The sequence below is a fragment of the Paenibacillus sp. sptzw28 genome (assembly GCF_019550795.1).
GTDB lineage: Bacteria > Bacillota > Bacilli > Paenibacillales > Paenibacillaceae > Paenibacillus_Z.
On sequence record NZ_CP080545.1, the window covers coordinates 5,678,399 to 5,692,882 of the forward strand.

Sequence of the window (14,484 nt, forward strand, 5' to 3'; positions counted from 1 at the left end):
GGGTCACTCCTTAAACGATAATTATTAAGGCGTTTTCTCCGAAAACGCTGCTTCGTAAGCATAAGCTTGTGTTTTCAGAGAAAACGCTGCATCGTAAGCATAAGCTTTGGCGTTTTCGAAGAAAACGCCGCACCGTAAGCATAAGCTTTGGCGTTTTCGAAGAAAACGCTGCACCGTAAGCATAGGCTTTAGGCGTTTTCGAAGGAAACGCTAAACTAGCAGCTGCAGCTCTTCTCAGACGTCGGATCGACCGGCGTCGGGTAGTCGTTATTGAAGCAGGCCATGCACATCCCGCCATTCTTGCCTTCGTTAGGGCCAACCGCTTCGATCAGTCCTTCTTCACTTAGAAAATAGAGCGAATCCGCATTAATGGCTGCCCGGATCTCTTCGACCGTCTTCTGAGAGGCAATCAGTTCTTTGCGGTCCGGCGTATCGATTCCATAATAGCAAGGATTGGCAAATGGAGGCGAAGTAATCCGAACATGCACCTCAGTCGCGCCGGCTTCACGAAGCAGGTTGACGATCCGCAGAGACGTCGTGCCGCGCACGATGGAGTCGTCGATCATGACAACGCGTTTGCCCTCGACCACCTTGCGGACGGCCGACAGCTTCATCTTGACGCCTTTCTCGCGCAGCTCCTGAGAAGGCTGGATGAACGTACGACCTGTATACTTGTTCTTGATCAGTCCAAGCTCGTATGGAATGCCCGTCTGCTCGGCGTAACCGATCGCCGCGGAAATACTCGAGTCGGGAACGCCGGTTACCACATCCGCATCGACGAAGGATTCCAGCGCCAGCTTCTGCCCCATCCTTTTGCGTGCGGAATGAAGGTTAATGCCATTAATGTCGCTGTCCGGTCTTGCAAAATAAATATATTCCATCGCGCACGTCGCGCGGCGCTCCATCATCTCGAAACGGTCGACCCGAAGACCGTCGCTATCGAGAATAAGCAGCTCGCCTGGCTGAACGTCCCGCTCGTACACGGCGCCGCACGTTTCGAGCGCGCATGTCTCGGACGCGAATACATAGCCGCCGTCAAGCTTGCCCATAACCAGCGGCCGCAGGCCATGCGGGTCGGAAGCGACAAGCATCTTGTTGTTCGTCATAATAAGAAAAGCGAACCCTCCGATAATACGCTGCAGCGCCTCTTTGGCCGCAGTTACAAAATCTTTGCTGGACCGCGCGATCAGGTGGGCGATAACCTCGGTGTCGCTTGTCGTTTGAAAGATAGAGCCCTGGTTCTCAAGCTCCTTCCGAATGGAAGGCGCATTAACAATGTTGCCGTTCGTTGCGACCGCCAGATCGCCGTCACGGTACTTGAAAACAAGCGGCTGAGCGTTGGCAAGCTTGCTCTCGCCTGCTGTCGAGTAGCGGACATGCCCGATTATACGGTCGCCCTGCAGCGTATCAAGCCGGTCCTTGTCAAACACTTCCTTCACAAGACCCATACCCCGGTGATAAGTGAACTTCCCGTCGTTCTTGGAGTCAACCGCGCACATTCCGGAGCTTTCTTCGCCCCTGTGCTGCAGCGCGTGCAGGCCGTAGTAACCCAGAGACGATGCATCCCGGATGCCGAACACCCCGAATACGCCGCACTCCTCACGCAATTTGTCGAAAATGTCGTCCCGCCCTATACCCTCATTGTAGTGAGCGCCCGTCCACAGCTTGGGAAGCTGCTTCACTTCATCAGACATGGAATCGCATCCTTCCAGACCTTCTCCAGTTGCTCAACCGACGCGTTAACGCCCGGTTTGCCGTTGATGTTGATGATCAGTCCGCTGCCGCGTACGACGCCGAGTTGCACGTTCGGTACGCCTTGCTCCGTCAAATATGCCATCAGCCTCGAAGCTTGGTCCGATTTAGCCGACAGTAGAATACGCGATTGTGATTCGCTGAACAGCGCTGCATCTGCACGCAGCTCGGTCGCCACGTTCACTTCCGCGCCGAGCTTACCGCTGATGCAGGATTCCGCCAAGGCTACCGCCAGTCCGCCCTCTGACAAGTCATGCGCGGAGGCGACAAGTCCTTGCCGTATGGCGCCAAGCACGGTATTCAGCAGTTTTTTCTCTGTTGCCAAATCAATCTGCGGCGGACGGCCTTCCGTGCGGCCTTGAAGTACGTACTGCAGCTCGCTGCCGCCGAATTCATGCTTCGTCTCGCCGAGCAGAATGATGACATCGCCCTCGGCTTTAAAGCCTTGAGACGTAATATGGTCCGTATCCTGAACCAGACCCACCATACCGATAACAGGCGTCGGGTAAATGGCGCCCTTCGCGTTCTCGTTATACAAGCTGACATTACCGCCGATAACAGGCGTATCCAGAACACGGCAGGCTTCGGACATGCCGTCCGCCGACTTCTCGAGCTGCCAGAATACTTCCGGCTTCTCGGGATTGCCGAAGTTCAGGTTATCCGTAATCGCCAGAGGCTCTGCGCCGGAGCAAACGATATTGCGCGCCGCTTCCGCCACCGCGATGCGGCCGCCAACCTCGGGATCCAGATAAACATAACGACCGTTACAGTCAGTGGTCATCGCAAGCGCTTTGCGCGAGCCCCGAATCGTTACGACTGCAGCATCTGAACCCGGCTGTACCGCCGTACTCGTGCGAACCATATAGTCATATTGATTATATACCCATTCTTTGCTTGCAACTGTTGGAGAAGCCAGTACTTTCTTAAGCGCATCCGTCAAATCCGTTACTTCCGGATAAGCCGTCGTATCGATCTTGGCATTCTGTTCATAGTATGCCGGCTCTTTCGACGGTTTATTGTAAACCGGGCACTCGTCAACGAGAGCTTTTACCGGCATATCCGCCACTTCCCGGCCTTGATGGAACAGACGCAGGCGGCCATCGTCGGTTACTTTACCGACCTTAGCACATATGATTCCCCAACGGTCGAAAATTTCCTTCGCCTGCGCTTCATGCTGCGGTTCAACGACGAACAGCATCCGCTCCTGCGATTCGGAGAGCATCATTTCATATGGAGTCATGCCCGCTTCACGCTGAGGCACTTCGTCGAGATACAGCTCAAGACCGTTGCCCGCCTTGGACGCCATCTCAGCGCTGGAGCAGGTAAGGCCCGCCGCGCCCATGTCCTGGATGCCGAGGACGATGCCGGAATCGATCAGCTCGAGCGTCGCTTCCATGACCAGCTTTTCCATGAACGGATCGCCGACCTGTACCGCAGGGCGCTTGGCTTCGGATTCGGCAGTCAACTCCTCCGATGCAAACGTCGCACCGTGGATACCGTCCCGGCCTGTCGCCGGGCCAACGTAGAAGACCGGGTTGCCGACGCCTTTAGCGACGCCGCGCTGAATTTTATCGTGATCGATGAGGCCTACGCACATCGCATTAACGAGCGGATTTCCCTCATAGCTTTCGTCGAACATTACTTCGCCCGCAACCGTCGGGATACCGATACAGTTACCATACCCCGCGATACCACTGACGACGTGTTCAAAAATATATTTTACGCGCTCATTCTCCAAGCGGCCGAAACGCAGGCTGTTCAGCAGTGCAACAGGACGCGCTCCCATCGAAAAAATATCGCGGATTATGCCGCCTACGCCCGTCGCGGCGCCTTGGTATGGCTCAATCGCCGACGGATGGTTATGCGATTCGATTTTGAATACAACCGCCTGATTATCGCCGATATCGACTATACCGGCGCCTTCGCCCGGTCCCATCAGAACGCGAGGTCCGGTAACGGGAAACTTCTTCAGAATAGGCTTGGAATTCTTGTACGAGCAGTGCTCGGACCACATGACGCTGAATACGCCGATTTCGGTGTAGTTCGGCTTGCGGCCCAGAAAACCGCAAATAAGCTCGTATTCGCTGTCCGTTACGCCCATCTGCTTGTAAACCTGCTGACTCGCGATTTGCTCAGGCGTCGGTTCCTTAGCTGTTAACTGCTGCGCCATTCTGTTCCCTCCATGCATTCAAGATCGATGTAAACATCCGTTTGCCGTCTTCCGAGCCGAGCAGCTGATGGACAGCACGCTCGGGATGCGGCATCATACCAACGACATTGCCGCGTTCGTTGCAGATCCCTGCGATGTCTTCGACCGATCCGTTCGGATTTGCTCCCGCTTTATAACGGAACACGATTTGATTGTTTGCTTTCAATTGAGCGAGCGTGGCATCGTCGCAGTAATAGTTGCCTTCGCCGTGAGCGATCGGAATGTCGATCAGTTCGCCCTTCGAGTACTGGTTCGTGAACGCTGTTTCGTTGCTCACAACTTCAAGCAGTGCCGAATGGCAGCGGAATTTCATACCGCTGTTGCGGCGAAGCGCCCCTGGCAGCAGTCCCGCTTCCGTCAGAATTTGGAACCCGTTGCAGATTCCAAGTACAAACTTTCCGGCTTCAGCGGCTTTTTTCACTTCGTTCATGACCGGAGCGAACCTGGCGATTGCGCCGCAGCGCAGGTAATCTCCGTAGGAGAAACCGCCGGGCACCAGAATCGCGTCATAGCCGGACAGATCCGTCGTCGTGTGCCATACGTAATCGACTTCTTGACCGATTGTGTCTTCAACCGCTTTATAGCAGTCGATATCGCAGTTCGAGCCTGGAAAAACGAGTACAGCGAACTTCATCGTTTATCCCTCCAATTCGAAGCGGTAATCTTCGATAACCGTGTTGGCCAGCAGCTTCTCGCACATTTCTTTCAAACGGGTTTCCGCTTGGGCGCGGTCGCTTGTGTTCAGGTCCAGTTCCAAATATTTGCCGATCCTGACTTTGCCCACATCATCAAAACCCATTGAGTGCAGGGCGCCTTGTACGGCGCTGCCTTGCGGGTCGAGCACGTTTTGCTTGATTGTCACGTAAACCGTTGCTTTCATGGGGTGGTTCGCCTCCTGAACATGTTTGGGGATCGGGTGGAAAATGAGATTCCGCAAACCGCGGGTAATGTCCGCCTGAGCGGATGCTCCGAAGCGAGTTTTCTTACGAAAACTTTTAGCTGTTGAACCCGGGAAACTTGAACAACGATTACATGTTGTTTCCCGGCTTCAAAGGCGATCGCTTCGCTCTCCGGCGGACATTCCGCTATTAGCTTTTCATTTTTCCGGTGGAAACATTTTTCTAAAGCTCACTGTTGCAGTAAAGTCGCTCGCTGACTATATGCAGCTCGCGGTTTTATAAGGTGCGGGGCATCTTTGCTTACCCCGCGTTTTATTGTAGGAAAGGCCAGCTCCTATAGGGAGGCACCGGTCAGGCGTTCGTAGATGTCAACATAGCGGCGAGTCGTTTCATCGACAACATGCTGCGGCAGCGGGTCGGGCTTGCTGTTCTTATCCCAGTCGGAGCCGAGCAGATATACTCGCACAGGTTCTTTATCCATGCTGTCGATTTCGATGTCGTATGCATAGTTTTCTTCCGCCCAGAAACGGGAAGAATCCGGTGTGAAGATCTCGTCGATCAATATGACTTTACCATCGATAAGTCCGAATTCGAATTTACAATCAGCAAGAATAATGCCGCGCTCTTCGCAGTATGCACGGGCGAACTCGTACAGCTTTATGCTGTGTTCGCGCAGCTCCAGGGCCAGCTCTGCTCCAACCAGCTCCTGCATGCGCTCGAATGGAATGTCTTCGTCGTGGCCGACATCGTTCTTGGCTGCAGGCGTAAACAGCGGCTGCTCGAAACGCTCGTTTTTGCGCAAGCCGGCGGGCAGCTTGATTCCGTTGATTGCAGATGTTTGCACATATTGTCTCCAACCACTGCCCGTGATATAGCCTCTCACTACACATTCGATGTCGATTCGCTCCGCTTTTTTCGTTACCATGATCCGGTTCTTCAAGAGCTCCGGTTCTGTAATTAGATCGCCAAGTCTGGCCACATCGGTGTGAACGACATGATTGGTCTGAATTGCAGCCGTTTGCTCAAACCAGAACGCCGACAGACGGTTAAGCACGTTGCCTTTCTCCGGTACCGCCGGATCAAGAACATAATCAAACGCGCTGATGCGGTCCGTAACGACGATCAGGTAATGCTCGCCGAGATCGTAAAGCTCGCGCACCTTTCCTTTATAAAGCAGCGGAGCCTTTACGTAATCAACAGCAGTCGACAATGCTTGTGCAGTCATCTTCTCTCTCCCTTGTCACTGCCACCGCAGATGCATGCGGGATATCCGCAGCCCGGTCGGCAGGTTAGATCAATTCCAGACGTTTGAAAATCGTGTCCACATGCTTCAGGTGCCATGTCGGATTGAAGGCGTCATCGATCTCTTCCGGCGACAGAACGCTGGTAATTTCCGGCGTCGATTCGATAATGTCGCGGAACTGACGCTGCTCTTCCCATGCCTGCATAGCACGAGGCTGAACCGTGTCATATGCCTGCTCGCGGCTGAAGCCTTTGTCGATCAGCTTCGTCATAACGCGTCCGGAGAACGGCACGCCGTATGTGCGCTGCATGTTGCGCTTCATATTTTCCGGGAACACGGTGAGATTCTTAATGATGTTGCCAAGACGGTTAAGCATATAGTTGAGAAGCATCGTTGCATCCGGCAAAATTACTCGCTCGACCGATGAGTGGCTGATATCGCGCTCATGCCACAAAGTGACGTTCTCGTATGCGGAAATCATATGGCCGCGAATAACGCGGGCAAGTCCGGAAATATTCTCGCAGCCGATCGGATTGCGTTTGTGCGGCATAGCCGACGACCCCTTCTGCCCCTTGGCGAACGGCTCTTCCACTTCCCGGAATTCGCTCTTCTGAAGAGCGCGAATTTCCGTCGCGAACTTGTCGAGCGACGTCGCGATCAGCGCGAGAGTCGCCATATATTCCGCATGACGGTCGCGCTGCAGCGTTTGCGTCGAGATCGGCGCCGGAGAAATACCCAGCTTGCGGCAGGTGAATTCCTCCACAAACGGCTCGATATTGGCATAGGTGCCCACAGCGCCGGAGATTTTGCCGAACTGTACGCCGTTTGCCGCATGACGGAAACGTTCCAGATTGCGTTTCATTTCCTCGTACCAGAGCGCCACCTTAAGACCGAACGTAGTCGGCTCGGCATGCACTCCATGCGTACGGCCCATCATTGGAGTGTCTTTATAAGCAACCGCTTGTCCGCGGAGAATTTCAATGAAATTGATGATATCCCGCTCCAGAATCGTATTAGCCTGCAGCAGAAGAAAGCCAAGTGCGGTATCGACAACGTCAGTCGAGGTAAGACCGTAATGAACCCACTTGCGCTCGGGACCTACCGTTTCGGATACCGCGCGCGTGAAGGCGATGACGTCATGCCGCGTTTCCAGTTCGATCTCGTTAATGCGGTCGATGTTGAAGGTCGCGCTTCTGCGGAGCGCTTCAACGTCCTCCCGTGGAATTACGCCGAGCTCTACCCAAGCCTCGCACGCGCAAAGCTCAACCTCGAGCCACGCCTTAAATTTGTTCTCTTCGGTCCAGATCGCTCTCATTTCCGGTCTGCTGTAACGTTCTAACATGACTTGTCATACCCTCCAAATGTTCGTTTCGGAAATCCAGTCCAGCGCCGTGTCGACATCAGCCGCCAGCACATTGACATGGCCCATCTTCCGTTTATCTTTTGCCTCATGCTTACCATACATGTGTACCTTCGGCGCGACTTCCAGCCGCTGCGCGGCTTGATCGGCCTCAGCCATGCGCTCAAGCAGCGGTTCCACGTGCTCGCCGAGCACGTTCACCATCACGACCGGCGTCAGCAGAGACGTATCGCCAAGCGGCAGGCCGCAGATCGCGCGGACATGCTGTTCGAACTGCGAAGTACGGCACGCTTCCATCGTATAATGCCCGCTGTTATGCGGCCTTGGCGCCAGCTCGTTGACGAACAGCTCCCCTTCGGCCGTGAGGAACAGCTCGACTGCAACAAGTCCGACAACTCCAAGCCCTTCGGCAATACGCGCCGCGAGTCTCCGGGCTTCGCTCTGAACCGACTCCTCTATCCTTGCAGGCACGATCGACAGATGTAAAATATTTTCCACATGAACATTTTCCGATGCGGGGAATGTTCGGATTTCGCCCTGCGGATTTCTCGCCGCAATAACGGATAGCTCTTTGTCGAAACGGATAAACCGCTCAAGGACGAGCTCCGTGCGCGCGCGGCTGAGCGTCTCGAACGCTTCGTCGATTTCCGCTTCGCTGCGAATCACCCACTGGCCTTTGCCGTCATAGCCGCCGGTCGCCGTCTTGAGCACGCACGGCAAACCGAACCGGGCAACCGCCGAGCGAAGCTCGTCTGCGCTGCGGATTTCGCTGTACGGCGCAACCTGCACGCCGGCCGCCTCAATCGCACGCTTCTCGCGCAGCCGGTGCTGCGTCGTGTAAAGCAGCTCGCTGCCCTGCGGCACATACGATTCCTTCATCAGCATAGCCGCGACATCGGCATCGACATTTTCAAATTCGTAGGTGATGACATCCGCCCGCTTCGCCAGTTCTCTGGCCGCTTCGCGGTTGTCGTAGTCCGCGACGATTTGCTCCGCTACCTGACCGCACGGCGCATCCGCAGTCGGATCAAGGGTGACGAAACGGTAGCCCATTGCGCTTCCGGCATGTGCCATCATCCGGCCAAGCTGGCCGCCGCCAAGAATACCGATCGTTGAGCCGGGCAGTATAACCTTCACCTTCGAGTCCGCTCCGCGCTTCGCCGTTTTATTCATAGCGTCTCACTGCTTTCCAGCACCTCGCGCTGAATCCGGTCGCGTCTGGCCTGTACGCGCGCCTGCACGTCCGGATCGAATGCGCCGAGGATTTGCGCTGCGAGGAGTCCCGCGTTCGTGCCCCCTGCATTGCCGATCGCTACAGTAGCGACGGGGATTCCGCCGGGCATCTGAACGATCGACAGAAGCGAATCGAGCCCGTTCAAGTTCGAGGACTTGACGGGCACGCCAATAACCGGAAGGATCGTTTTTGCAGCGACCATGCCGGGTAAATGTGCGGCTCCGCCTGCGCCCGCGATGATCACTTTCAATCCCCGGGATGCGGCGGTTTCCGCGTATTCAAACATGAGATCAGGCGTCCGGTGAGCCGAAACGACCTTCTTCTCATAAGCAATTTGCAGTTCATCCAAGACGTCACAGGCTAACTTCATCGTGTCCCAATCGGACTTGCTGCCCATAATGACGCCCACCTTCGCTGACATGCGATTATAACCACCTTTTGTATAAAGTGTAATCCAGCAAGGTGAAACGGCCGAACGCCGTCCATTAGGCGGCGGAGCGCGTTTCATTCCGGAGAAATATAAGTCCCAGTATAAGCGTGAAACTTATACTTTCTTATATTTCAAGGTGAAACGGCTGTCGCTTCGCACGAACCATTAGCGCGTTACTGTTGCGCTTGGTTCTGTGCCGTCGCGGCGGAGCGCGTTTCATTCCGGAGAATATAAGCCCCAGCATAAGCGTGAAGCCTATACTTTCTTATATTTCGAAAAAAAAGTCCCTCAGCACCGGTTCCGCCTGGAACGCTTCGGGACACGAACAGCCGCTGAGGCAAAGAATTCCGCGCTTACCTATTCGAGATCATCCGGCTTCGCTTATTCACTCGCTGCGGGCAGGTGTTCCCTCAAGATAAAGACAACAGCAGGCTGCCCCTTCAAGGCGGCAACCTGATTCTTTGTTCATGGGCTCGTAGTCCGAAAATTAACGGTTTCCGGGTAGATACTCTCAGGCCTTATTCCCAAGGATATACGAGGCTCATCATTAATCGACAAATGACCTTTTTTCTCTTCTAGTTTAACAATCCCATGTCAGATTGTCAACGCGAAAACACGAACATTAAGCGATTTATTTGATTTATAGTTCGCTTTTTCACTGCCTGCCGACGGGACTATTTCCGGTCATAAATTATAGTATTTGTCATGGTCGGCAGTTTCACCCGCCGGGAAGCTGCCGATCATCGCAACCCCATATTATTGCTGCCGGCGTTTTGAAGAGATCAGCAGCCTTGTACTTGTTCAGAAACCTATTGACTGACGAGTCAATGGAGATATAGAATGACATTGACCGGCCAGTCAATTTGATTTTCCATTCAAAGGAGGGCTCCGCCGCGTGAACGCCATCATCGATATTAGGCACTTAACGAAAACATACGATAAGAGCAGAGGAATTACGGATTTGACCTTCTCCATTCTTGAAGGCGAGGTATTCGGGTTCATCGGTCCGAACGGCGCAGGGAAGAGCACGACAATCCGAACGCTGCTCGGTTTGATTTACCCTTCGAGCGGAAGTGCGGCCATTTATGGGAAAGACGTCGTGAAGCACTCGAGGGAAATCAGACAGAGCATCGGCTACCTTCCGTCCGAGGTCCACTACTACGACGATATGACGGTGGCGGATTTGCTGAGCTACTCGGCCGCCTTCCACAAGTACAACGGCAAGAGGAGAATGGTGGAGCTGGCGCAGCGGCTCGATCTTGACTTAAGCAGGAAGATCGAGGACCTCTCCTTCGGCAACCGGAAGAAGGTCGGAATCGTTCAGGCACTCCTTCACGAGCCCAGACTGCTTATTCTCGATGAACCGACGGGAGGCCTCGACCCGCTCATGCAGCATGCTTTCTTCGAGCTGCTCGCGGAAGAACGGAACAAAGGGGCGACCATCTTCTTCTCCTCCCACATTCTCAGCGAAGTTCAGAAGATGTGCGACCGGGTAGCCATTATTAAAGAAGGCCGGCTCATTAAAGTCGAAACCGTAGATAATCTCATCAGAAATAACCTGAAAAACATTACTTTAACTCTTGATCAACCTCACACGCTTGAACTCCAGTTCGAAGGCATCATCAGACAGGAAGTTCAAGGCAGCGATTTGAAGCTGATGTACAGCGGCGATATGAGAACGCTAATTAACCGTATTGCGGACCTTCCGTTTAGGGATATTCGGATTGAAGAGCCCGCCTTGGATGAAATCTTCATGCATTATTATCAATAAGAACCGGGAGTGAACGGGTATGATTCTGAGAAGGGAAATTAAGAGAAATCTGAAGGGTCTTATAATATGGAGCATCGTTATCTGCGGCATCGTGCTGCTCATGCTGAGCATCTATCCTCAGATGGCCGAGCAGCAGAAAGGCCTCGACGCTATGCTCGAAGCCTATCCGGATGGTCTGAAAAAAGCGTTTGGCATGGATAAACTCGACTTCGGTACTTTAATTGGCTTCTATGCCGTAGAAGTCTACATGATGACGACTTTGCTTGGCGGCATCTATGCTTCGATGCTGGCATCCAATATTTTAGTTAAAGAGCAGTCCGAGAAAACAATTGAATTTCTGCTCTCCAAACCGGTCACCCGAACCCGGATCGCAGCGGAGAAATGGCTGGCCGTCCTGCTCAATGTAATGGTCTTTAATGCTGTCGTTGTGGCCGCCAGCCTGATCGGATTTCAATTCGGGAGGGACTCTGGAGTCGATGCCGGAACGTTCGCGCTGCTTGCTGTAGGCGGGTTTCTGCTGCATCTGACTTTTGCCGGCGTCTCCTTCCTGCTGTCCGCCATTGTGCGAAGAAGCAGAACGGTTGTTTCGGTATCGCTTGGCCTTGTATTTGTCACATACTTCTTCAGCATTATGGCAGGCGTATCGGAAAAGCTTGATTTTCTCAAATTTGTCAGTCCGTTTAAGTACGTCGATGCAGCTGGTATAATAAAGAATAACGCGCTTGATCCGGTCTATTTGTGCATCATGCTCGGGATCATTGTTCTGTCAGTGCTCAGCGCGCACTGGTATTTTAATCGAAAAGATATTTCCGTTTAGAGCGGGTAAAGTAAAAAGTAGAGGTGTTTGAAGTGTATCCAGCTTTCGAGAAGCTTCCCGGAGAGAAAAAGGTGCTTATCCTGACCATTTGCATCGATGAATTTTCCAAAAACGGGTATGAGAACACCTCTACCGATACGATTACCGGACGGGCAGGGATTTCGAAGGGCATTCTGTTCCACTACTTCAAGAGCAAGAAAAACTTGTTTCTTGCAGTCTTCGAGCATTGTTTAAAGCTGCTCGTCGAGGTCACGATGGAACAAATCGATAAACTCGCAACGACTGATTTTTTCGAGCGGATTAAGGCGATTATTCTTATAAAGCAAAGTGTAGCGATACAATATTTCCAAGAAACGCAGCTGGTTCTAAAAACGATGTCTCAACCCCCGGTTCCGGTTAAGAGCGAAATCGGGACAATGGTTGCCGATTATGAACGAACATTCGGGGACCCTCTTTCTCTTCATGCAGTCTTCAAGGGGGAACTGGTCTCCTCGCTGCCGCTGCGCGAAGGCGTCTCCGGAGAGAGTGTCTTTAATTTGACCATTATGATGCTCACTCAAATATCCAACAAATATATGCAGTTGTACACAACGAACAAGGACATGCCCGCGCACTATGAATCGGTTGCAAAGGAAATCGACGAATACATCGAAATTATCAAATATGGGGTTTACAGGTAAAGATGAATCAGAAACAACACAATAAACATGACGGCTGCAGCGAAGTGCCATTTCCTGTGGATCGCCGATTGTATCTTCTTCTTTCTGGCCCTGGAATAATAGATCCCCAGCCCGCTTACTATGGCAAGGCCTGTAAATGCGCTTAAGCCTGTGATAAGGTCCTTCGTGCTGTGCTGATCTATGAAGAGGAAGAAGCATCCGTGGCTGACTGCGACAATAAGGATAAACCAGCCTATAAAGGTGTGATTGCGTTTTAGAAACAGCATGACGCTTCTGAGCAGCGGTAGAAGAAACGCCGGTTTACTCTTGAGCCGCCCAATCAGCTCACGAAGCACCCAGTAGCCGGCGGCGCCGAATATGCCGAACTCAGCTGGTTTGGCGATTAATGTGCCGATGTCTTTCAAGCTCCGCTGGAAACCGGGCGACTGCGAACCGGCAAGCACCCGGGACCAGGAGTCGGACAATGTAATGAAGAGGGCTGCGGAAGTCAGCGTCATAACCGCCAGTAAACATACTCTAAGCAGAGCGGTTAACGGTAAGCTCTTTACCGCTTGCAGCAATCGGGTCATTGGGCGCACTTCCTTCCAGGTCGTATTGTGTTTGGCAACAGTATAATCCGTCCATATTAAAATCTGATGAGAAATGCAAAAAAGACAGCGCCCGGTCCAGCGCTGTCTTTTTTGCCTTCTATTCACGATGTTAACCTTCGCTGCCGATAAAAGCATACCGTGCAATAATAAGAATGGCCAGTATCCACATGAGCCAGTGTATGTTGTATTTTGCTTTTCCTGCCAGATTGGCGATTGCAGCAAGCAGAACATACGTCACGATGCCGAATGAAATACCATTAGCAATGTTATAAGTGAACGGCATAAGCGCAATCGTCAGGAAAGCCGGAATCGCATATACCATATCCTGAAAATCGATTTCTTTCACCGATTGCATCATGAGCACACCAACGATGATTAGTGCGGCAGCCGTTGCCGACCCGGGAATAAGTGAAATAATGGGCCACAGGAACAAGGCAGCAAGGAATGCCACGCCGGTCGTTACCGCCGTCAGACCTGTCCGTCCGCCCTGAGCGATACCCGCCGAGCTCTCGATGTAGGCCGTAACGGTACTCGTTCCTAACATTGCTCCGCCGCTAACACCGATCGCATCAACGAACATCGCCTTGCCGACCCGCTTCTTGCCTTTCTCGGGGTCCTTCATAATGCCGGCGCGATTGGCCGTCCCGACCAGCGTGCCGAATGTATCGAAAAGCTCGACGAATGTGAAGGTCGCGATAACAGAGATGATCCCTGTATGCCACACGCCTGCAAAGTCGAAGTCCCAGAAGTTCAGCTCGCCGAAGTTCGGCGCCCACGACTGGCCTTCGAACGCGGCGCCGACATTAACGTTTCCGGTAATAATCGCGACGACAGTAGTACCGAGAATCCCCCATAATATAGCTCCCGGCACGCGGAGAACCATGAGCACGGCAATGAGCAGCAGGCCGATCAACGTTAAATAAACGCTCGGATTCTCCAGGCTTCCCATGTGAAATACGGTTTCAAACCCAAGCACATCCGTAAATACGCCCTTTGGAATATCAGTGACCGTTTCGACCCCGACTGTCAGCAGGCCGCTGTTCTTCAGGCCGATAATCGTAATGAACAGCCCGATACCGACCGTGATCGCATGCTTTAAGCTGTCTGGAACAGCGGTAATGAGCATCTGGCGGATTTGAGTTAGAGTTAGTATGAGAAAAATAATTCCCGAGATGAACACGGCTGTAAGCGCCATTTCCGGAGTAATCGGGGAATTGGTCGCTTTCGATGCCAGTACCGTCGTTGCAAAATAGGCATTGAGTCCCATGCCCGGCGCAAGGGCTACCGGAAAATTAACGAAGAGGCCCATCGCGATTGTGAATATTCCGGCTGCGAGTGCAGTGGCCAGGAAGACCGAATAGACGTTAAGGCCGGCACCGCCTAGAATACCCGGATTGACGGCCAATATATAAGCCATCGTCATGAAAGTCGTAAGGCCTGCCATAATCTCTGTCCGTACATTTGTTCCGTTTTCCTTCAGACGAAAGAAACCTTCCATT

Annotated in this window: 13 protein-coding genes and 1 riboswitch; of the genes, 3 read left to right on the forward strand and 10 right to left on the reverse strand. The window is 52.9% G+C overall.

The window, feature by feature from the left end; translation table 11 throughout:
• Positions 1–215: 215 nt before the first annotated feature.
• The 8 genes from purF to purE form a co-directional block, all read right to left on the reverse strand.
• The gene (gene purF, locus KZ483_RS26310) at positions 216–1,694 is read right to left on the reverse strand and encodes an amidophosphoribosyltransferase (RefSeq protein WP_220350460.1); all 1,479 of its coding nucleotides are present in this window, start codon (positions 1,692–1,694) and stop codon (positions 216–218) included.
• Positions 1,679–3,922, reverse strand: a complete 2,244-nt coding sequence (gene purL, locus KZ483_RS26315; protein WP_220350461.1) for a phosphoribosylformylglycinamidine synthase subunit PurL — start codon at positions 3,920–3,922, stop codon at positions 1,679–1,681. The genes purF and purL overlap by 16 nt, the downstream gene beginning before the upstream one ends.
• The gene (gene purQ, locus KZ483_RS26320; protein WP_220350462.1) at positions 3,900–4,595 is read right to left on the reverse strand and encodes a phosphoribosylformylglycinamidine synthase subunit PurQ; all 696 of its coding nucleotides are present in this window, start codon (positions 4,593–4,595) and stop codon (positions 3,900–3,902) included. The genes purL and purQ overlap by 23 nt, the downstream gene beginning before the upstream one ends.
• Before the next feature lie 3 nt (positions 4,596–4,598).
• The gene (gene purS, locus KZ483_RS26325; protein ID WP_220350463.1) at positions 4,599–4,841 is read right to left on the reverse strand and encodes a phosphoribosylformylglycinamidine synthase subunit PurS; all 243 of its coding nucleotides are present in this window, start codon (positions 4,839–4,841) and stop codon (positions 4,599–4,601) included.
• Positions 4,842–5,194: 353 nt separating this feature from the next.
• On the reverse strand, positions 5,195–6,085 hold the full coding sequence (locus KZ483_RS26330) for a phosphoribosylaminoimidazolesuccinocarboxamide synthase (RefSeq protein WP_220350464.1): 891 nt from the start codon (positions 6,083–6,085) through the stop codon (positions 5,195–5,197).
• A gap of 64 nt (positions 6,086–6,149) precedes the next feature.
• Positions 6,150–7,445, reverse strand: a complete 1,296-nt coding sequence (gene purB, locus KZ483_RS26335) for an adenylosuccinate lyase (RefSeq protein ID WP_220350465.1) — start codon at positions 7,443–7,445, stop codon at positions 6,150–6,152.
• Between the two features lie 6 nt (positions 7,446–7,451).
• Positions 7,452–8,636, reverse strand: a complete 1,185-nt coding sequence (gene purK / locus KZ483_RS26340) for a 5-(carboxyamino)imidazole ribonucleotide synthase (RefSeq protein WP_220350466.1) — start codon at positions 8,634–8,636, stop codon at positions 7,452–7,454.
• Positions 8,633–9,118 carry a 5-(carboxyamino)imidazole ribonucleotide mutase gene (gene purE / locus KZ483_RS26345; protein WP_220350467.1) on the reverse strand — a complete coding sequence of 162 codons (486 nt, stop codon included), beginning with the start codon at positions 9,116–9,118 and terminating at the stop codon, positions 8,633–8,635. Before purE ends, purK begins: the two co-directional genes overlap by 4 nt.
• Positions 9,119–9,583: 465 nt before the next feature.
• Positions 9,584–9,685, reverse strand: a riboswitch (purine riboswitch).
• A gap of 337 nt (positions 9,686–10,022) precedes the next feature.
• Here purE and KZ483_RS26350 point away from each other — a divergent pair.
• Genes KZ483_RS26350 through KZ483_RS26360 form a run of 3 tightly spaced genes read left to right on the forward strand, consistent with a single transcriptional unit; the run spans position 10,023 to position 12,395 of the window.
• Positions 10,023–10,898: an ABC transporter ATP-binding protein gene (locus KZ483_RS26350; RefSeq protein ID WP_220350468.1), complete on the forward strand. Its 876-nt coding sequence runs from the start codon at positions 10,023–10,025 to the stop codon at positions 10,896–10,898.
• 19 nt (positions 10,899–10,917) lie between these two features.
• Positions 10,918–11,715: an ABC transporter permease subunit gene (locus KZ483_RS26355; protein ID WP_220350469.1), complete on the forward strand. Its 798-nt coding sequence runs from the start codon at positions 10,918–10,920 to the stop codon at positions 11,713–11,715.
• A gap of 32 nt (positions 11,716–11,747) precedes the next feature.
• On the forward strand, positions 11,748–12,395 hold the full coding sequence (locus tag KZ483_RS26360; protein ID WP_220350470.1) for a TetR/AcrR family transcriptional regulator: 648 nt from the start codon (positions 11,748–11,750) through the stop codon (positions 12,393–12,395).
• On the opposite strand, the gene KZ483_RS26365 is transcribed toward KZ483_RS26360, so the two are convergent.
• Both KZ483_RS26365 and KZ483_RS26370 read right to left on the reverse strand, forming a co-directional pair.
• Positions 12,386–12,964, reverse strand: coding sequence for a hypothetical protein (locus KZ483_RS26365; RefSeq protein ID WP_220350471.1), 579 nt, complete (start codon positions 12,962–12,964; stop codon positions 12,386–12,388). The genes KZ483_RS26360 and KZ483_RS26365 overlap by 10 nt on opposite strands.
• Positions 12,965–13,094: 130 nt before the next feature.
• On the reverse strand, positions 13,095–14,483 hold the full coding sequence (locus KZ483_RS26370) for an NCS2 family permease (protein ID WP_220350472.1): 1,389 nt from the start codon (positions 14,481–14,483) through the stop codon (positions 13,095–13,097).
• Position 14,484: the final 1 nt, after the last annotated feature.

Excerpts from the sequence above, each read along its gene's own strand:
- purE (WP_220350467.1), bottom strand. The coding sequence starts at position 9,118 with ATGTCAGCGAAGGTGGGCGTCATTATGGGCAGCAAGTCCGATTGGGAC.
- purS (WP_220350463.1), bottom strand. The coding sequence starts at position 4,841 with ATGAAAGCAACGGTTTACGTGACAATCAAGCAAAACGTGCTCGACCCG.
- KZ483_RS26370 (WP_220350472.1), bottom strand. The coding sequence starts at position 14,483 with ATGGAAGGTTTCTTTCGTCTGAAGGAAAACGGAACAAATGTACGGACA.
- purF (WP_220350460.1), bottom strand. The coding sequence starts at position 1,694 with ATGTCTGATGAAGTGAAGCAGCTTCCCAAGCTGTGGACGGGCGCTCAC.
- KZ483_RS26365 (WP_220350471.1), bottom strand. The coding sequence starts at position 12,964 with ATGACCCGATTGCTGCAAGCGGTAAAGAGCTTACCGTTAACCGCTCTG.
- purB (WP_220350465.1), bottom strand. The coding sequence starts at position 7,445 with ATGTTAGAACGTTACAGCAGACCGGAAATGAGAGCGATCTGGACCGAA.
- purQ (WP_220350462.1), bottom strand. The coding sequence starts at position 4,595 with ATGAAGTTCGCTGTACTCGTTTTTCCAGGCTCGAACTGCGATATCGAC.
- KZ483_RS26355 (WP_220350469.1), top strand. The coding sequence starts at position 10,918 with ATGATTCTGAGAAGGGAAATTAAGAGAAATCTGAAGGGTCTTATAATA.
- KZ483_RS26330 (WP_220350464.1), bottom strand. The coding sequence starts at position 6,085 with ATGACTGCACAAGCATTGTCGACTGCTGTTGATTACGTAAAGGCTCCG.
- purL (WP_220350461.1), bottom strand. The coding sequence starts at position 3,922 with ATGGCGCAGCAGTTAACAGCTAAGGAACCGACGCCTGAGCAAATCGCG.
- purK (WP_220350466.1), bottom strand. The coding sequence starts at position 8,636 with ATGAATAAAACGGCGAAGCGCGGAGCGGACTCGAAGGTGAAGGTTATA.